Origin of the sequence: Streptomyces sp. NWU339, from assembly GCF_003143855.1 — a bacterium.
In the GTDB taxonomy this organism is placed as follows: domain Bacteria; phylum Actinomycetota; class Actinomycetes; order Streptomycetales; family Streptomycetaceae; genus Streptomyces.
Map to the genome: position 1 here is coordinate 77,202 of NZ_QFRK01000014.1, position 18,852 is coordinate 96,053.

The window sequence follows — 18,852 nt, forward strand, 5'->3', positions numbered from 1 at the left end:
CGGGCGGTGTGCACCCGATGCGTATGATCGGCCCGGATGGTCCATTCAGGGTCGGGGGGACACGTGCCGCAGCTTGCGTTCGCCAACAGCTTCTGGGAGAGCTACGACGTTCTCGAGAAGCCCGTCAAGGCCGGTGTGCGCAAGGCGATGCGCAAGTTCCAGCAGCTCACCGTGCCCGAGTTGCAGGCGGACAAGGGTCTGCACCTGGAGTCCGTCGAGAAGGCGCGCGATCCGCGGATGCGAACCATCCGCATCAACGACTTCTGGCGCGGTGTGGTCCTCGCCCCGGACGACGGCAGTGACGTCTTCCTGCTGGTGAACGTCGTCCGGCACGACGACGCCTACACCTGGGCCGCCAAGCGGCTGTACACGACGAACGCGGCGACCAGGGCGCTCGAGGTCCGCAACGTGGTGGCGATCGAGCAGTTGACGCCGCAGCTGGAGAAGGCCGCCGCCGCTGCCGGTTCCCTGCTGTTCGCCCGGTACTCGGACACGGTGCTGCGTGAACTCGGCCTCGACGACCAGGTGCTCCGTGCGGTGCGCACCGTCATCGACAAGCCCCAGCTGGAGGCGTTCGGCACCCTGCTGCCGGAGGACCAGTTCGAGGTGCTGCAGTACCTCGCCGAGGAGTTCAGTCCCGAGGAGGTCTACCGCGACGTGGTCGCCGTCCGGCGGCCGGTCGCCGCCGGGCCCGACCCGGACGAGAGCCTGGCCACCGCGATCGCGAACACCACCAGCCGCATCACGCTGGTCACCGGGCCGGAGGAACTCGCCGGCATCCTGGAGAAGCCCTTCGCGGCCTGGCGGGTGTTCCTGCACCCCTCGCAGCGACGGGTCGCCCACCGGGTGTCCTACGGCGGCCCGGTGCAGGTCACCGGTGGTCCCGGGACCGGGAAGACGGTCGCCGCACTGCACCGCGTCCAGCACCTTCTCGGCCGCTCACCGCACACCCGTGTCCTGCTCACCACGTACACCAACGCACTGGCGGCCTCGTTGCGCGAGAACCTGGCCCTGCTCCTCGACGGCGACGAGCATCTCCTGGAGCGGGTGGACGTGACGACGGTCAGCTCCTACGCGCACGGTGTCGTGAGCCGCCTCGACGGCAAGGCTCCCTCCCCCGTCGGTGACCGCGAGGAACGGCAGCTGTGGCAGCGCGTGGTCAGGAAGCTCGGCCTGCCGTGGACCGAGCAGTTCCTCGCCCAGGAGTACCGGCACGTCGTGCTCGCGCAGGATCTGCGCACCCTGGACGACTACCGTGCCGCCTCCCGGCGCGGCCGGGGCACCTCCCTGTCACCGGGCAGGCGTGAGCAACTGTGGCCCGCCGTCGAGTTGTTCGAGTCGATGCTGCGCGACCGGCAGGGGACCACGTACCTGAAGGTGTGCGCGCGGGCGGCCGAGTTGCTGGCCGCTTCCACACCCACGCACGACCATGTCGTGGTGGACGAGGCGCAGGATCTGCACCCCGTGCAGTGGCGCGTGCTGCGCGGCGCGGTGGCCCCCGGCAACGACGACCTGTTCATCACGGGCGACCCGCACCAGCGGATCTACGACTCGAAGGTGTCGCTCGGTTCGCTGGGCATCGCGGTGACCGGGCGCACCCACCGGCTGCGGCTCAACTACCGCAGCACCGAGGAGATCCTGACGTGGTCCACCGGGCTCCTGAGCCCGGTGACCGTGGAGGACCTGGGCGGCGACGGCAACGACACGCTGGCCGGTTACCGCTCGCTGCTGCACGGCCGCAGGCCTCACGTCACCGGGTACGGATCGGAGCAGGAGGAAGTGGCGGCGCTCGTGGCACGGGTGCGGGACTGGGTGGCGCAGGGCATCCGCCCCTCGGAGATCGGGGTGTGCGCCCGGTTCAACGTCCTGCTGGACAAGGCCTACGACAAGCTCGGTGCGGCCGGCGTGCCGGTGGTCCGGGTCAGGGACAATCCGGGGCGTGACGTGGACGGGGTACGGCTCGCCACGATGCACGCCATGAAGGGGCTGGAGTTCCGGTGTGTCGCCGTGCTGGGCGTGACGGCCGGCGCGGTGCCGTTCGGACGGGAGGTGACGCCGGCCTCCGTGGACGCTCTGCAGCACGAGTCCGATCTGCTGCGGGAACGGTGCCTGCTGTTCGTGGCGTGCACCAGGGCCCGGGAGGCGCTCGCGGTGTCGTGGAGCGGGGCGGGCAGTCCGTTCCTGCCCCGGTGAGCCCGGGGCGTCGGCCGTCGCGTCCCGTCAGTCGCCGGGCTTCAGGGCGCCGTTGCTGACCCCGTCCCGCGCCAGTGCGGCGATCTGCCTGCTGAGTTCGGCCACCCTTCGCGACCGCTCCTCGAACTCCCTGAGTGCGCCGAAGACCGCTCCGTAGCGGCGCTGTGCCGCGATGTCCATCTGGGGGATGCGGGCGCCCTTGCCGTCGAACCGGAAGGTGCCGCTGGTGGTGGTGGAGCGGCGGCTGTTGACTGCGCTGTGCAGGAAGCCCTGGAGGAAGTCCGTGTCGAGTTGGTCGCTGACCGAGACCGGTTCCGGGTCCGCGTACTCGACCAGTCCGGCCCTGACGAGGTCGGCGACGCTCACACTGGCCCCGTCGAGGGGGCCGGGCCCCTCACCGGCGACCAGGGTGGGGAGCAGTTCACCCAGGCGTTGCAGCTGCTCGGCCAACTCGCGGTGCAGGGCGTCGTATTCGGTGACGAAGTCGCGGTGGGACCCGTCGACGTGGCGGCCCGGGGTGAGGTCCACCAGATCGTCCAGCAGGTCGATCTGAGCGACGTCGGTGACCTGCTCGGGGCGCGGCTCCAAGGGCCCGTCCGGATCGTTGGCCGTGAGGTCGACCATGCGGACGGTGGCGGCGGTGTCGCCCGGTGTCCGTGGCCGCCGCAGGTGCCACAGGTGTACGGGCAGGGAGTGCGCGGCGGCCGTCCCCGGGGGCAGGGCGGTGACCTGGGTCAGGATGCCGCGACGGACGAGCTCGGCACGGATGCGGCGGCCGGCCTTGCGGTAGGCGACCGACGCCGGCATCACCATGACGACCCGGCCGCCCGGCGCGGTGTGCGCGTAGGCGTGCTGCAGCCAGGCGAGCTCGCCCTCGGCCCGGGAGGGCGTGCCGAGTTCCCAGCGCGGGTCGAGGAGCAGGTCCTCCCGTCCCCAGTCGGTGTCGCTCACCGGCGGGTCGCAGACGACGAGGTCGGCCTTGAGGTCCGGCCACTGGTCGGCGCGCAGGGAGTCACCTTGCCTGACCTCGATGGGAGCCGGCTTCGCGAGCTCGGCCCTCCATCGCGCGAACCGTGCGCTGTGGGTGTCCACTTCCTGGCCGTACCGCCTGCTGCCGCGGTTCGTCCCGGTGGTCAGGAGGAGGGTGCCGATTCCGCAGGCCGGGTCGAACAGCACCGCGTCGGCCGCGAGGTCACCGGCGCTGTGCCGGACGGCGCGGATGACGCGGGGCGAGGTCACCTGATCGGATCCGGCCCGCCGCACGGACTCCGTGAACCGCTCGGCCAGCCCGGTCACCACGTCGGCCGGGGAACTCTCCTCCGCCATGCGGCGGGCCAGGCGGACCGCCTGCGCCGGCAGTACGGACGGCTCCTCACCCCCGGGGACGGCGAGAGCCTGTGCGACGTCCGCGAGCCCGCCGAGGATGTCCTCGCCGTAGGCTCCGCGCAGCACCTGCCACAGCTGGACCTCGTCGGTGACGTCCTGTCCCTTGTGCTGCTTGTTCAGCCACGCCTGCACCTCGGCCAGGTCGAAGAGGGGGCTGTTGGCCCCGCCTCCGGCCGGAGCGGGGAAGTCGTCGTACCGTCGCCTCCAGTTGGACACGGCGGCTCGGGTCACACCCGCGATACGGGCGATCTCGGAACCTGTTACCAACGGGTTCGTCGGAGTGGCCGGGTTCTGTGACATGCCTTCCACCGTACACAGCCCGCCTGCCTGCATCAATGCAAGGCGACCGTTGACGACGTTAACGAGACATATCCCCTCTCAGCGCTCCAGTAGCGCTCCAGCCCGGTTTCGTGCTCCGACGCGGGTGCGGCGCCTGTCCGTGAGTGCGCACATGAGCTGCCGGAGTCGAGCGTCTCGGGTCGGCGGGAAATCGGGCGCTGCGGGATGGCCCATCGTGGGGTCAGGAGCACGGCCACAAGGTTCCGGCACGTCCCGAGGAGGACCGGGAGGACCGGGAGGACCAGGAGGACCGGGAAGAGAGAACGACGGCGGCGGCGCGGACACTCCAGCCGAACTCCCCTCCCCAGCCACGGACACGCGATCCCGGCATGCAGACGGTGGCCGGGCCCGACGGCGGGTCCGGCCACCGGAGTTCTCAGCAGGTGATCTTCAAGTCCGCCCAGTCGGCGTGGTCGTACTCGTTGCCGTCGCCGCCGTCAGTGACGACCAGCGTGACGGTCCGGGCGCCGCTCACCTCAGCGGTGAGTCGCTGCGCGTCCTGGGAGTTGGTGAGGAGGCCGGTGGCGGCCGCACGCTCGCCGTCGGCGCGGATCTCGAAGACGACGGTGCCGCGTGTCCCCGTCTCGTCGTCGAGACCGACCAGGGCCGTGACCTGTTCGCAGCGCCCCGCGGTGAAGTACTCGACGCGGCTGTGGGCGTGCACGCCCAGGCCCTTGTCCCAGGTGCGGCCGCCGATGGTGAGCGTCCCGCCGTCACCGGCCGCCTTCTCGCCGTTGCTCCGGTCCTTCTCCACCGGCCCCCAGCCGTTGACCGCTGTCAGCGGTGTGAGGTCGCTGAGGTAGGTGGTGCCGTCCTCCGGCGCGACGGCCACCTTCACCTGGACCGGGGAGACGGAACGGACCTCCCGCCCGGACGGCGTGCGGTACGTCGTGGTGAGCTTCAGCTCGTAGGTACCGGGGTCGGTGCCCTCCGGAACCCTCGCTCGCCACGTGGTCCGGAACTCCGCGCCACCACGGAGCAGCGGGCTCCCGGGACGGGAGTCGGCCTTCGTCCGCCACCCCTCGGGGCCGGTCAACGCGAGGGAGACGGAGTGCACCGGGCGGCGCCCGAGGTTCGCGGTCACCGCGGTGAGCCGTGCGCTGTCACCCGCCTCGGTGATCGCGACGCCGCCCGCTCCGGAGTCCACGGCGGGCGGCAGCTGGGCCCAGCCGCGGTCCGGACCCACCCGCACCAGCACGGTTCCGTGTCCGGGCACGGTCGCGGAGATCTCGCCCGCCGTGTGGGTGGAGCGGTGCTCCCACAGGTCCCGCACCCGATAGCCGGCCGCGTGCGGCAGGCCGACCGTACGCGCCGTGGTGGAAATCCGCTGCGGCCGGTCGCTCTCGTTGAACAGGGCCACCGCGCGGCTGCCGTCGGCCAGTTCCTTGGCCACGACCCAGCGGCCGTCCTCGGAACTGATCACCTTGCCCTGCTTGCCCAGCTCGTCCTGGTCGACGGCGATGACCTCCTCGTTGGAGAGGATGTCGAAGGCCGACTGCGGCGCCGACCGGAGGTCCGCGCCGATGAGCAGGGGCGCGGCCATGATGGACCACATCGAGAAGTGGGTGCGGTACTCGGTGTCGGTCATGCCGCCGTTGCCCACCTCCAGCATGTCCGGGTCGTTCCAGCCGCCCGGGCCCGCGTACTCGTCGAGGGGCAGGTTCTCCTTCATGATCGACAGCATGGAGTCCCAGTCGTCACTGATGTCCCCTGTGGTGCGCCATGACTGCCCGACGCCCCTGGCCCATTCCCAGGGCTTGTTCTCACCCCACTCGCAGAGGCTGTAGAGGATCGGACGCCCGGTGGCCTCCAGCGCGTCGCGCATGGTCGTGTAGCGCTGCTTCGCGTCCACGCCCTCGTTGTTGCAGTTGTCGTACTTGAGGTAGTCGACACCCCAGTCGGCGAACTGCTGGGCGTCGCTGTACTCGTGGCCCAGTGCGCCGGGGAAGCCGATGCTGCTGCACGTCTTCGTTCCCGCGCTGGTGTAGATGCCGAACTTCAGGCCCTTGCCGTGCACGTAGTCGGCGACGGCCTTGATGCCGTGGGGGAACCGCGCCGGATCGGGCACGAGCTTGCCCTCGGCGTCGCGCTGGGGCAGGGCCCAGCAGTCATCGAGGTTGATGTACTCGTACCCGGCGTCCTTGAGCCCCTTCTCCACGAAGATGTCGGCCATGCCCTTGACCAACTCCTCGTCGAACTCCGCTCTGCAGTGGGTCGAGTTCCAGTTGTTGAACCCCATCGGTGGTGTCAGTGCCAGGTGGTCGTCGATGCCCGCCGGGGCCGCGGAGGAGGCACGGGCTTCCTCCGGAGCTTCCGCGGCCGACGCCGGTGTGCCGAGCGCGGTGGCGCACAGCAGCCCTGCGGCGAGCGTGGCGAGCGCAGTGCGTACGGGAGTGCCGGACCGGGTTCTCCACCCGGGAAAGTGAGCCATCTGCATGTCTCCCTCGTCAGGCGTCCTGAATCGTTCCCCTGGTGCGACTGCCGAGTGAAGAGGCTACGGGCTGTTGGACTTTGTTGGAAGAAGTTCGACAACGAGCGTCCTTTCAACCGTTCCGGAGAGACCGTCACAGGCCGCACCTTCATGGGCGTGCGCCTGCACAACCCGGTGACCGGCCGCCCCGCCACAGGCCGAGTCCGGGAACCCTCTCACCGACGCGCATCTGGACGATCATGGAATTGCGACGCTTCACGACACCGAGGAAGGCCCCCACCACCGAACCGTCCCCGAGGAAGCCGATCTTTCATCGAACTAACGCGCCATGTAAGTTCACGTGTGCATAAGGGTGTTGACGATGTGCGTGTGACGGGGGTTGCGGCATGGCGGGCCACAGGCCGAGTGACTGGCATGTCCTGGACCTGGACAAGGACCCCACCCCCGGCGACCCGCAGCGGGTGCGCAGGCTCGCCAAGGTCCTGCACGACTTCGCCGACGACGTCTCCGAGGCGCTGCGCCTGGTCAAGGGCATGGCCGGCGAAGGGACGCTGGCGGAGTGGGCGGGCAAGTCGGCCACCGTGTTCAAGGAGGAGTTCTCCGGCGTCCCGAAGAACCTGCGGAAGCTGGAGAAGTCCTACGGGATGTGCGGCGACGCGCTCGCCGCCTACTGGCCGAAGCTGGAGCGGGCCCAGGCGCTGGCGGACAAGGCGCTGGCCAAGGCCCGCGAGGCCCGCGCCGACCTGTCCTCGGCGCAGTCGAAGCTGGCATCGGCGGAGTCCTGGGTGGGACGGGCCACCAGGGAGGCCGACAAGTACCAGGACGACCCGACCGGGTCGAAGTCGGACGCGGACCGGCCAGACGAGGCGAAGGTGCGGGCCGCGACCCGGGACGTGCAGAGCGCCAGGTCCGCCCGGACCTCGGCCCGCTCGGACGTATCCGAGGCCCAGGACGCCCTCGCGGCGGCGAAGAAGATGGCCGAGGACGCCCGGAAGATGCGCGAGGAGGCCGCCCGCGACGCCAAGAACAAGATCGACGAGGCCTCCGACGCCGGTATCCAGAACCGGTCCGTGTGGGAGGAGGTCGGTGACTGGTTCACCGACAACTGGGACACCATCGTCGCCGTCTGCAAGGTCGTCGTCGCGGTCGTCGGCATCGTCGCCCTGATCATCGGCGGGCCGATCCTCGGCGCCATCGTCCTGATCGCCGCCCTGGTCGTCCTCGCCGACACGCTCCATAAATATTCCAAGGGCCAGGCGTCCCTGTGGGACGTGGGGCTGGCGGCGCTGGACTGCATCCCCGGCATGAAGGGGCTCACCACCCTCGGCGGACTTGCCAAGGGCCTCAGGGCGTTGGGCAAGACCGGCCTCAAGGGCATGACACTCGGGGTCAAGGGATTCGGCCCGCGTCTCAAGGGCCTGGGCCGGCAGATGAAGAGTCTCTTCACCTGTGGCGACCCCATCGACATGGCCACCGGTCAGATGGTCATGTCGATCACCGACGTGGCACTGCCGGGTGTCCTGCCTCTGATCGTCGAGCGCAGCCACCGCACCGGGGTAAAGGCAGGAGGCTGGTTCGGGGCGAGCTGGACGTCCACTCTGGACCAGCGACTCCTGCTCGACGACGACGGCATCCGGTTCGTCAGCGCCGACGGGACCGTGCTCCAATACGCGATCCCGGAACCGGGCGAGCCCATGAGACCACTGGTGGGCCCCAACTGGTCGCTCGGCTGGGACGGCACGCCGGATGCCGACATGACGGTTTCCCAGTCCGAGACCGGCGTGACACTGCACTTCCGCCGCGTGCCCGGTGGCCGCGTGGCAGAACTACCGCTCTTCGCTGTGAAGGACCGCAACGGCAACTCCATTGAGCTGCTCTACGACGCAGACGGTTCGCCACGCGAGCTGGTGCATCACGGCGGATACCGCCTCGGCATCACCACTGCAGCGGGGCGTGTGACCGGCCTGTCCCTTATCAGTGCTCCCGATCAACCCAGGCTCCTGTCGTACGAGTACGACGGCCGTGGTCACCTCGCCGGAGTGCTCGACTCCTCGGGTGCCGCGCAGCGATACAGCTATGACCAGGATCGGATCACCGGTTGGCAGAGCCGGGGCGGGTACTGGTACCGCTACACCTACGACCTGGTCGGCCGCTGCGTACGAACGACCGGCGACGGCGGCGTGCTCGCGTACACCTACGAGTACGACGAGGACACGCGTACCAGCGTGGCGACGGACTCGCTCGGCCACTCGATCACGTACACGTTCAACGAGGACTGCATGCCCCTCCGGGAGACCGACCCGTTGGGACATACGGTCACCCGGAACTGGGGCGAGGACGGGCGACTTATCGCGCTCATCGACCCACTCGGTCGCACCACGGGCTTCAGCCACGACGCCCAGGGCAACGTCACGCACATCATCCGTGCCGACGGCAGCGTGGAGCGCAGGGAGTACGACGAACACGGTCAAGTGTCGAAGGTGGTGCGGCCGGACGGCAGCACGTGGGAGTCGGCATACGACGACCGAGGCAATCGTGTCGCGGTCGTCGATCCCCTGGGTGGGACCACATCCTTCACGTTCGATGACAACGGGGCACTCACCAGCATCACCGACGCCCTGGGCGTCCGGCAGCGAGCCCTCGTCAACAATGACGCGGGCCTTGTCATCGGCCAGACGGATCCGCTGGGTGCCACGAGCACGTTCGTACGAGACGCTTTGGGGCGGATCACCGAACTCACCGATACGTTCGGGCAGACCACGCGGGTCGGCTGGACCCTGGAAGGACGCATCGCCTGGCGTCACCTCCCCCAGGGGACGTTGGAGCACTGGTCCTACGACTCCGAGGGCAACCCGCTGGAATTCCGCTCTTCGAACGGCCGCCGCACGAGCTATGCGAACACCCACTTCGATCTCTGCTCGCTGCGGGAGAGCGAGGACGGGAACCTCGAGCGCTACGAGTACGACACCGAACTGAGGCTGCGGAGTGTCACCAACGCCATCGGTCAGAACTGGACCTACACGTACGACGGTGTCGGCAGGCTCATAACGGAGACCGACTACAACGGCCGTACGCTGGCCTACTGCTATGACGCGGCGGGACAACTGGTCGAGCGGACCAACGGGGCCGGCGAGACGACACGGTTCCGTCACGACGTGCTCGGCAACATCGTCGCCATGGAGGCGGGCGGCAGCACCACCACCTACGAGTACGACCTGCTCGGTCGGCTTGTCCGGGCTCGCAACGCGGACGTCGAACTCACCCGGGAGCACGACGTGGCGGGTCGGCTGCTCGCCGAGTCGTGGAACGGCCGGGAAGTGCGGTCCGAGTACGACATCACCGGGCGTCGTACTGCCCGCAGGACTCCCAGCGGGGCCACGACCAGGTGGGCGTACGACTTCGAGGGCCGCTCGATGGTCCAGGGCATGGGCGGACACGAGGTCGCCTTCCACTACGACGTGGTCGGCCGCGAGATCGAGCGGGTCCTGGGAGAGGCCACGCGCCTCACCCACGAGTGGGACGCGGACCAACTGCGCACCACCCAGAGGGTCGTCACCAGTGCCGGAGAAACCAGGAAGCGCGTCTTCCAGCACAGGGCGGACGGCCTGATGTCGTCGGTGACGGACGCCGTCCGTGGCGAACGAGTCTTCGAGATCGACCGTGCCGGGCGGGTGACGGCCGCACGGGGCGGGGCCGGATGGGACGAGGACTATCAGTACGACGCCGTGGGCAACCTGATCGGCTCCAGCACCTCGGCACCGCTGGGCGACGAGGAGAACGGGCCCGGTGACCGCACGTATTCGGGCACCGTCATCGAACGGGCCGGCCGCACGTTCTACCGGCACGACAGGCAGGGGCGGGTGGTCCGCCGGGTGACCAAGCTGCTGTCCGGCGGCAGCCGCGAATGGCGTTACGTCTGGAACGCCGAGGACCAGTTGACGGACGTTCTGACTCCGGACGGTCGCCACTGGCACTACGTCTACGACCCCGTCGGCCGACGGATCGCGAAGCAACTGTTGGCGGAGGACGGTACGACGGTCCTGGAGCAGGTGTCCTTCTTCTGGGACGGGGACGACCTGGCCGAGCAGACGGACGGGGCGGTCAGCCTGTCATGGGACTGGACCGGTGGGCAGGTCCCGATCAGCCAGCGGGTCCGGGGGACCGGTCCGATCGGGCCGGACACCCCACAGGAGCAGATCGACGAGCGGTTCTACGCGATCGTCACCGACCTCCTGGGCACTCCCACGGAACTGGTGGACCCCGAGGGGGGCGTCGTCTGGACGCAGTCGACCACGTTGTGGGGCGTGCGCGTCGCAGCCTCCGGTGGCAGCGGCATCGAGTGCCCGCTGCGGTTCCCGGGTCAGTACTTCGACGTGGAAACCGGGCTGCACTACAACCATCACCGCTATTACGAGCCTGGCACGGCACGCTACCTGAGCCCGGACCCCCTGGGCCGAACACCGGCGCCGAACCACTATGCGTACGTCAAGAATCCGCTGCAGTGGAAGGATCCACTCGGGCTGAAAGCCCCCTGCACAGTGGATCTGTACCATGGCACCTACGGAAACGCCGCCGACAACATCACCGCCCATGGGATCAACCCCAATATCTCGCCCCGAGAGATGGACTTCGGATTCGGTGGGTTCTATGTGACGAATGACCCACGACAGGCCCTGGACTGGGCGAAACGACTGGCGAGAAAAAACAACGATGTCCCTGCGGTGCTGCACTTCCGAGTACCCAAGAGCGAGCTGGACAAGCTGAACAGCAAAATCTTCGATGGTCCGAGTGATGAGCTTTCCGACTTCATCAGACGTCACCGCCTGGACCGAACCGGCGCTGACATGCACAGCTACGAGATGGTTGAAGGGCCCATGCTCCGGAACGTGGGGCCTTTCAAGAAGGGGGCGGACGGCGTGTTCAACGGACACCAGATTGCGATCTACTCCGATCGCGCTGCCCAACTGTTCGACAATTCTCTACTGCGGAGGTTGGGTCCATGACAAGGACGGAAGAGTTCCTTACGGTACTCGACGAAGGAATGCTTCAGTATTTTCGAGAAATCGCCGACGAACTGGTCGGCCGGTTCGGTATGTCCCGGGCCGAGGCCGTTGCACGCATCAATGCGGCATACGAAGGGGCTGACATCGACCCTTATCCAGATCTCATGTGCCATGAAGAACCGGATTACTGGGCCTACGGGCTCTACTTCCAGGACAGGGGTGGAAGAGTGCCGCACAGTGGGTCCACCGAGGACCTCTCGCAGTGGGAAACGCGGCCGGCTCCTCCAAAGGGCTCGCACGTCTGGACACTCACCGAGTGAACGCCTCGGACCGAGGCCCTTTGGCAGGCAGCACCTCGGCAGGCCCGTTCGGATCACCCGGCGAACTCCTCACTGAGCGTTTTCAGCGCTGCCTCTCCAGGGTGAGGACGGCCTTGGCGACTGACGTCATGCGGTTGGGACTGATCCGGGACCTTCGGAAGGTCCGCCAGGACTTCAGCAGTGCCATGCCCCGTTCGACGGGCGCCCGGGACGTGGCCAGTGCCCGGTTGACCGTCCGCTGTGTCGGGGACAGCTGCCCGCCGGGCGGCCGTCTGCGTCCGGTGGTGACCCAGGGGCCGGCGCCCTGGTAGGCGCGGTCGGCCAGGATGGGGACGCCTTGGCGTTCGCAGATCCGGATGATCCGGTGGGTGCGGGCCGCGGTCAGGTCGTGGCACCGGCCCGGCAGGGCCGGCGACATCCACAGCACATGCCCGGCCGGGTCGGTCACGACCTGCACGTTCACGCCGTGGCGGCGGTGCTTGTGCGCGTGGTCGGCCCGGCCGTCGCCGACCCGGTCGCACTCGGCGAGCGTCCCGTCGAGCAGGACGTACTCCGGTTCGTGCTCGCGCAGGACCTTGAGCAGACCGGGCGCCCGGGTGGCCAGGAGGTCGATCACCGCAGCGGTGTAGGCGTGGACGGTGCCGACCGAGATGCCGAAGCCGGCGGAGATCTGGGCCAGGGTGTCGTGCTTGCGCGGGTACACCAGACCGACGAGCGCGCGCTGGTGCGGCGGGAGCTTGCAACGGCGGTCACCCTCGCGGGTGACGATGAGCATGGTGACCCACTCGACCAGCGCATGGGGCAGGTCGAGTGCGGCAGGATAGGAGACCAACGAGGCACCTGCGCTGATGAGTTGAGACTTCGAACACCTCCCTCAACGGCACGGGTGCCTCGTGCGTTGCGCCCTCGCCGCTGTCACCCCATCGGTGGCCACTCTGAAAACGCTCAGTGAGTCCGCGGGGTCACACGCGCGAGCGGCGAACCGCCGCGGCTCGGATGGAGACTCGATTTCATGAAGGGGTCGAGTCATGGCACGATCTTCCCCTACCCGCTCGAGCTGCGCCGTCGTGCGGTGCGCATGGTCGCCGAGGTGCGCGACGACTACCTGAACGAGACGTCCGCTTTGCAGGCGGTGACCAAGGAGCTCGACATCGGGTCCCGTGAGACGCTGCGGAACCGGGTGAAGCAGCACGAGATCGACGCGCGGACGCGTCCGGGGACGACGACCGAGGAATCCCGCCCGGCTCAAAGCGTTGAGGAGGGAGAACGCCGAACTGAAGCGAGCCGACGAGATCCTGAAGGCCGCGGTAAGTTTCCTCGCGGCCGGGCTCGACCGGACGACATGCCGATCACTTTACCGAGGCACCGGGCGCGCGGCCGCCGCCGTACCGGTCAGAGACCCGCCCGCGACAGCAGCACCGGCAGCACCTCCGGCTTCACCTTCTGCACCGACCGCACCTGCCCCAGTCCCAGTTCGTCCCGGCCCACGGGGTCGCGGTACAGCGCCTTCGTCGCCTCGGGCAGCAGAGTCACCGCGACCAGGTAGGGGATGTCGGGGGCGTCCGGATCGTTCCAGGGCTCCTCGTCGACCTCGGCCACCGCGGCGACCGCCGACTCCGGGTGGGTGAAGAAGAACCAGAGGCGGTCGCCCTCCTTCATGCGGTTGCGGCGGCTGAGCCAGAGTTCGAGTCCGGGCTCCTCCTCCGCCAGCCGACGTATCGTCTCCCTGTCAAACGGCTCCCCGTCCAGCGTGTCCCTGTCCGGATTGAGGATGTAGATCCAGTCCGCCACGACTCCCCCTCGCTCAGCACACCAGGCCCGTCGCCGGGCCCCATGCACGCCACGCACCGCTCCCACAGCAGCCGCCACGCCACATGGTGCCAAGTCACTCCGGTATTCGCAGCTGCCGGTCCCGAGAAGTCGCACTCCCGTGTCCGGCACGATGGCTCGCGCACGGTGGAGCAAGTGGGTCGGGCAGCCCGTCTCCACCCTGATGTGCCCGGGGCGTCGGCCGTCGCGTCCTGTCAGTCGCCGGGTTTCAGGGCGCCGTTGCCGAGTCCGTCCCGCGCCAACAAGGCGATCTGCCTGCTGAGTTCGGCCGCCCTTCGTGACCGCTCCTCGGATTCCCCGAGTGCGCCGAAGACCGTTTCGTAGAGGCGCTGTACCGCGACATCCAGTACGAGGTCTTCGGCCCCGACCTGTGGCAGGCCGACCTGGACTGACCGTCGTGGCTGCGGCACCACGACCGGCACCCGAGTTCTCCCCTGGGCTCAGGGCGGTTCAGTTCCTGCGGGGCAGGACCAACAACGCGTCCCCGACGGGGCGTTCGCCGGCGGCGTCGGACGGGGCGTTGATGACCCGGCCGTCGGCCACCATCGTGGTCGAGCCGCCGCCGTCGAGGTTGACGGCGGCACGCAGTCCGAGTGCCCTGGCGACCTCGGCGCTCTCGCCGATGCTGAGCCCGAGGGCGTCGGTGCCGCGTCCGTCGGCGGCGACGAGCACGGTGCGGCCGGCGGCGTCCACTCCGGCCAGGGTGCGCGGGTTGCGCTTGTGCACCCAGCCGTAGTACCAGCTCGGGTCGCCCGGGCGCACCATGCCGTCGGTGGCGGGCGTGACGTGGAGCCGCCCGTCGCGGACCAGTTCGGGGCCGGCGTTCAGGATGTCGGTGCGGGGTGAGGGAGAGACCCGGTGTCCGCGTTCGTCCAGCAGGGTCGCCTCGACGCGCAGGCGGTCGCCGACGCGTGCGAGTCCTGTCAGCCCGGCGACGTGTCGGCCGGTCGCCTGCACGGAGCTGCCGCCGTCCGGGAGCGGCCCGCCGCGGGGTGAGCGCAGCTCGACGACCCGGTCCCGGGCGTCCAGTACGGCCTCCAGTCCCTCGCCCTGCGGCGTGCGGCGGCCGTAGTCCGGTGTGAAGGCGACGAGTTCGTCGGGATTGGTGCAGGTGACGTCGTGCAGGGGCAGCGCGGTCGGAAGGTCGTCCTCGGATCCGCCGCAGTTCCTGATCAGGCCGGGGACGCGGTTGACGCCGTTCAGGCGCAGGGAGGAGTCACGACTGATGACTTGTCCTCGCCAGGTGAGCCGGGTGATCTCCGTCCGTCGGCCGTCGTCGTGGACCACCAGGCCGGGGCGCCCGCTCACCGGTTCGCTCAACAGGCGTCCGTCGTACACGCCCACGCCGGCCGGATCGCCCGGCGCGCCCGCTTTCGGGTCGAGGACGAAGAACCCGGCGTTGACCGCCGCGGTCGCGCCGGCCGCCTCCGCCAGTTCGCTGATGGTCTCGCGGTTCTCCAGGTCCGGGCCGTACGAGGCCGTCAAGTCGCCGCGGAAGGCGCGCGGGTCGATGGTGAGCACGTCGACCCGCCAGGGGCCGCGGTCCGTGGCGTCGCCGTCCCAGCCGGTGTAGACGGCGGCTCCCGTGTGACCGGCCGCCCGCAGCCGCGCGCGTTCGGAGGTCGCGGCGGACTGCGAGTCGTAGGAGCCGACGCGGACCCGCCACCCCAGCGTGCCGCCGGCGTAGTCGGCGACCTTCGCCGTCGTCACCTTCTCGACCCGGGCGGTGAAACCGTCCCGTTCGAGTCCGGCGGCCAGTTCGTCGGCGCTCGCCTTGTCCTTCAGGGCGGTCGGGGGCGCGTCGGGGTCCGGTGAGATGTCACCGCCGGGGATGGAGACCTCGACCGTCCAGTGCAGTGCCGGGGCGTCGTCACCGCGCACGATGCGGGTGAGGGTGACACCCGGCTGCAGGGTGGTCGTGGTACGGGTCTCGGTCAGACCGGACGGGCCCAGGGGCAGGGCGGCGTGGTGACGCCGTGGTGGGTCCAGGGGCGCCGCAGGCGCCGCCAGCGCGCCCACCGTGATGAGGACGCCGAGGACGGCACCCGCACCGGACAGTCTCTTCTTCATCGGCACCGCCTGGAAGGATGGCATGAGGATGTGACCGCGGTTCGTCGGTACCCGCCCCAGAAGTCACGCTGCCGGTGGACCGCAGACCGGGTTCGAACGAGCACCATTCCCCCGCCTCGTGCCGACACGGCTATGGACAGCTGGCTGTGTGCGCTGCACCAGTATCGACCGGTCCTGGCTCACGTCAAGATCCTCGAGAACGGGACCACGGCACCGCACATCCGTGTGAGGGCCTGCCCGGGGCGCCGCGTGTGCGGGATGGTCAGGGCGCACGGACCGCCGAGATGTCGAACTCGAGCTCGATCTCCTCGCTGACCATCAGGCCACCGGTCTCCAGCACCGCGTTCCAGGTGAGGTCCCACTGGGTGCGGTTGAGGACTGCTGTGCCGTCGAAGCCGATCCGCTCGACGCCGAAGGCGTCGACCACCGAGCCCGTGTAGAGGAGGTCGACGGTGATCGGATGCGTGCGGCCCTTGACGGTGAGGGCGCCCGTCATCCGGAAGCGGTCCTCACCGACCTGCTCGATGTGGGTGCTGCGGAAGGTGATGGTCGGGTAGCGCTCGGCGTCCAGGAAGTCGGCGCTGCAGAGGTGACGGTCGCGCTGCGCGACGCGGGTGTTGACGGTGTCCGCCCGAATGACCACCCCGGCTCCGGAGCGTTCCGGTCGTGCACCGTCCAGCTGAAGCCAGCCGTCGAAGCCGGTGAAGCTCCCCCGGACCCGGGTCACCACGGCGTGCCGGGCGGCGAACCCGACGGTGCTGTGCGCCTGGTCGAACATCCATTGCCCGGAGAGCTGGGCCCGGGAGGGGTCGGCAACGAACGGCCGGGCGCCTGCGCCCGTCGGCGGGGCCGGCGACGGCGTCGGCTCGGTGTCGGCGGACCGTGCGTTGCGGAAGAGAGAGCGGAAGTCCATCAGATCTCCCGGTGAGGGTGCTTGACATCCGCATGTGCGGCTTCAGGAGACCGCTATTCAACAGGTGTAGAGCACACCAAAACGATCTTGCCCGGATTCTTTCTCAACTTGAGATCTTCGGCGTGGGCCGGGACCGGCGGCAGGGCTGGAGGGGCCGCGACTTCGGCGGCTCGCCGTGAGCTGCGCCGAGGCCCCGGACACGGACCCGATGTGGATCCCGCGCGGGCGGACCTCAGCCCTCGCGCCACGGCGACGGTCTCCCCGGCGCCTCCCGCCGGAACGGCGCTTCAGCCGCGTCCGGCGAGGAAGGCCTCCACCTCGTCGCGGCGGGCGAGGGAGGGCTGAGCACCCGCCCGGGTGGTGCTGATCGCCGCGGCGGCGCAGGCCCAGCGGGCGGACTGCTCGAGGGTGCGGCCCTCCGCGAGGGCGACGGCGAGCGCGCCGCAGAAGGAGTCACCGGCGGCGGTGGTGTCCACGGGCCGGACGGAGAAGGCGGGGACGTGCAGGTGCGAGGTGCCCTCGAGGAGGAGCACCCCGTCGCCGCCGAGCGTGACGATCACCGCGCCCGCACCGGTCAGCTTCCGGGCCGCGGCGACGACCTCGTCGATCGTCTCCGGTACGGGCGTGCCGGTGAGGGCCGCCAGTTCCGTGCGGTTGGGGACCAGCACGTCGACGTGGGGCGGCGGGACGGCGCCGGCGACGGCGGGGGCCGGGTTGTACAGCACGATGCCGCCGACCAGCCGTGCGGCGGCGTGGTTGGCCTCGTCCGGGACCTCCTGCTGAAGGACGGTCACGGCCGCCTTCCGCAGCACGTCCGCGGCGGCCTCGCAGTCGGCGGCACCCAGGCGGCCGTTGGCACCGGGGCTGACGATGATGGTGTTCTCGCCGGCCGGATCGACCGCGATCAGGGCGCGGCCGGTCGCCGTGTCCGGGGTGCGGGTGATGTGTGTGGTGTCCACACCCTCCTCCCGGACGGCACCGAGCATGACACCGGCCGCGTCGTCCTCGCCGACCCGGCCGACGAAGGCGACGCTCCCGCCGAGCCGGGCGGCGGCGACCGCCTGGTTGGCGCCCTTGCCACCGGGGTGCTGGGCGATACCCCCGCCGAGGACCGTCTCGCCCGGCACCGGATGCTGGGGAACCGGTACGACGAGATCCAGGTTGAGGCTTCCGACGACTGCGATCACTGGTTTTCCTCTGAGGTGCGGGTACTGCCGGTGTCCTGCGCCGAGGCGGCGCGGGGTGCGCTGGAGGCGCGTACGACGAGTTCGGGGGCGAGCCGGACCGACCGTCGCGGCCCGTCCGGCTGCCCGTTCTGCTGCCCGGCCAGCCGGTGGCCGAGCAGGTGCGCGGCCTCGGTGGCCAGTGCGCGCACGGGCTGGCGGACGGTGGTCAGGGGCGGTTCGGCGAGGTCCGCCACGGGGACGTCATCGAAACCGGTGACGGCGATCTCACCCGGGACGTCCACGCCGAGTTGCCGCAGCCGTCGCAGCGCGCCGACCGCGATGAGGTCGTTGGCGCAGACGATGGCGTCCGGCCGGGAGGGCAGGATCCGGTCCACCGCGGCCCGCCCCCACTCCAACGAGAAGTCGCCGAGTTCGACGCGGCCGGGGGCTTCCGCGTCCAGGGCGCCGGCCCCCGCCTTGTACGCCGCGAGCCGCTCGACCGCCGCCGAGGCGGTTCCGGCCGCGCCCACGAAGCACGGGCGACGGCGGCCGGTGGCGGCCAGATGGTCCAGGACGAGTGCCATGCCGGCGGTGTTGTCGGTCGCGACCGAGTCGGCGACGCCGGGCCCGCAGCCGCGGTCCAGCAGCACCAGGGGCACGTGGGCCGCCGCCATCGCCACCGCCTCCCTGCTGTGCGTCTCGTCGACGGGGATGACCAGCAGGGCGTCGACCTGCCGGTCCAGCAGGGCGGTGATGCGGGCCGCCTCGGTCTCCGGGTCGTCGTCGCAGTCGGCGAACAGCACGGCGCGGCCCTCGGCGTGCAGCGCGTGCTCCACCTCCCGTACGAGGGAGGGAAAGAAGGGGTTGGTGATCTGCGGCAGGACGAGACCGATGGTGCCGGTGGCGCGGCTGCGCAGGGCGCGGGCGACCTGGTTGGGCCGGTAACCGAGACGGTCGGCCGCCTCCTTGACCCGGCGGGCGATCTCGGGCCCGACCGGACGGGTTCCGCCCAGCACCCGGGACACCGTGGCAACGGAGCAGCCCGACGCGCGAGCCACGTCCTTCAGTGTGACCTCGGCCACTGCCGAGCCCCCCTTCACTCGGTGCGACTCCGCTGCGCTCGCCGGGCTTTCGCCGGGCGGGAAGCGGCCTTCCGGGACTGTTTCCGGCAAACGTTATCACCTGAGATTGCCGATCATCG

Annotated in this window: 12 protein-coding genes; 3 read left to right on the forward strand and 9 right to left on the reverse strand. The window is 69.9% G+C overall.

Annotated features, from left to right (window positions below; genetic code table 11):
• Positions 1 to 63 precede the first annotated feature (63 nt).
• Entirely contained in the window at positions 64 to 2,193 is a 2,130-nt protein-coding gene (locus tag DIZ27_RS18960) for a UvrD-helicase domain-containing protein (protein ID WP_109379619.1), read from the forward strand.
• A 27-nt stretch (positions 2,194 to 2,220) separates the two neighbouring features.
• Here DIZ27_RS18960 and DIZ27_RS18965 read toward each other — a convergent pair whose 3' ends face one another.
• Both DIZ27_RS18965 and DIZ27_RS18970 read right to left on the reverse strand, forming a co-directional pair.
• On the reverse strand, positions 2,221 to 3,879 hold the full coding sequence (locus DIZ27_RS18965; protein WP_109379620.1) for an N-6 DNA methylase: 1,659 nt from the start codon (positions 3,877 to 3,879) through the stop codon (positions 2,221 to 2,223).
• A gap of 415 nt (positions 3,880 to 4,294) precedes the next feature.
• Complete coding sequence (locus tag DIZ27_RS18970) at positions 4,295 to 6,349, reverse strand: NPCBM/NEW2 domain-containing protein (protein ID WP_109379677.1); 2,055 nt, start codon at positions 6,347 to 6,349, stop codon at positions 4,295 to 4,297.
• 386 nt (positions 6,350 to 6,735) lie between these two features.
• On the opposite strand from DIZ27_RS18970, the gene DIZ27_RS18975 reads away from it, so the two are divergent.
• A complete protein-coding gene (locus DIZ27_RS18975; RefSeq protein ID WP_109379621.1) occupies positions 6,736 to 11,352 on the forward strand; it encodes an RHS repeat-associated core domain-containing protein in 4,617 nt (1,538 codons plus the stop codon).
• Positions 11,349 to 11,672 carry a hypothetical protein gene (locus DIZ27_RS18980; protein WP_109379622.1) on the forward strand — a complete coding sequence of 108 codons (324 nt, stop codon included), beginning with the start codon at positions 11,349 to 11,351 and terminating at the stop codon, positions 11,670 to 11,672. The genes DIZ27_RS18975 and DIZ27_RS18980 overlap by 4 nt, the downstream gene beginning before the upstream one ends.
• Before the next feature lie 82 nt (positions 11,673 to 11,754).
• Here the strand turns inward: DIZ27_RS18980 and DIZ27_RS18985 are convergent, their stop codons facing one another.
• The 7 genes from DIZ27_RS18985 to DIZ27_RS19015 form a co-directional block, all read right to left on the reverse strand.
• Positions 11,755 to 12,504 (reverse strand): transposase family protein, encoded by a 750-nt coding sequence (locus DIZ27_RS18985; RefSeq protein ID WP_109379623.1) that lies wholly within the window; start codon positions 12,502 to 12,504, stop codon positions 11,755 to 11,757.
• A gap of 560 nt (positions 12,505 to 13,064) precedes the next feature.
• Positions 13,065 to 13,463 (reverse strand): hypothetical protein, encoded by a 399-nt coding sequence (locus tag DIZ27_RS18990; RefSeq protein ID WP_109379624.1) that lies wholly within the window; start codon positions 13,461 to 13,463, stop codon positions 13,065 to 13,067.
• Positions 13,464 to 13,696: 233 nt separating this feature from the next.
• Positions 13,697 to 13,924 (reverse strand): hypothetical protein, encoded by a 228-nt coding sequence (locus tag DIZ27_RS18995; RefSeq protein ID WP_109379625.1) that lies wholly within the window; start codon positions 13,922 to 13,924, stop codon positions 13,697 to 13,699.
• 28 nt (positions 13,925 to 13,952) lie between these two features.
• Positions 13,953 to 15,572: a phosphodiester glycosidase family protein gene (locus DIZ27_RS19000; protein ID WP_181383589.1), complete on the reverse strand. Its 1,620-nt coding sequence runs from the start codon at positions 15,570 to 15,572 to the stop codon at positions 13,953 to 13,955.
• Between the two features lie 262 nt (positions 15,573 to 15,834).
• The gene (locus DIZ27_RS19005) at positions 15,835 to 16,485 is read right to left on the reverse strand and encodes a YceI family protein (protein ID WP_109379626.1); all 651 of its coding nucleotides are present in this window, start codon (positions 16,483 to 16,485) and stop codon (positions 15,835 to 15,837) included.
• 287 nt (positions 16,486 to 16,772) lie between these two features.
• Positions 16,773 to 17,672, reverse strand: coding sequence for a ribokinase (rbsK, locus tag DIZ27_RS19010; protein ID WP_109379627.1), 900 nt, complete (start codon positions 17,670 to 17,672; stop codon positions 16,773 to 16,775).
• Positions 17,669 to 18,709, reverse strand: coding sequence for a LacI family DNA-binding transcriptional regulator (locus tag DIZ27_RS19015; RefSeq protein WP_258308445.1), 1,041 nt, complete (start codon positions 18,707 to 18,709; stop codon positions 17,669 to 17,671). Before DIZ27_RS19015 ends, rbsK begins: the two co-directional genes overlap by 4 nt.
• Between the last annotated feature and the right edge of the window lie 143 nt (positions 18,710 to 18,852).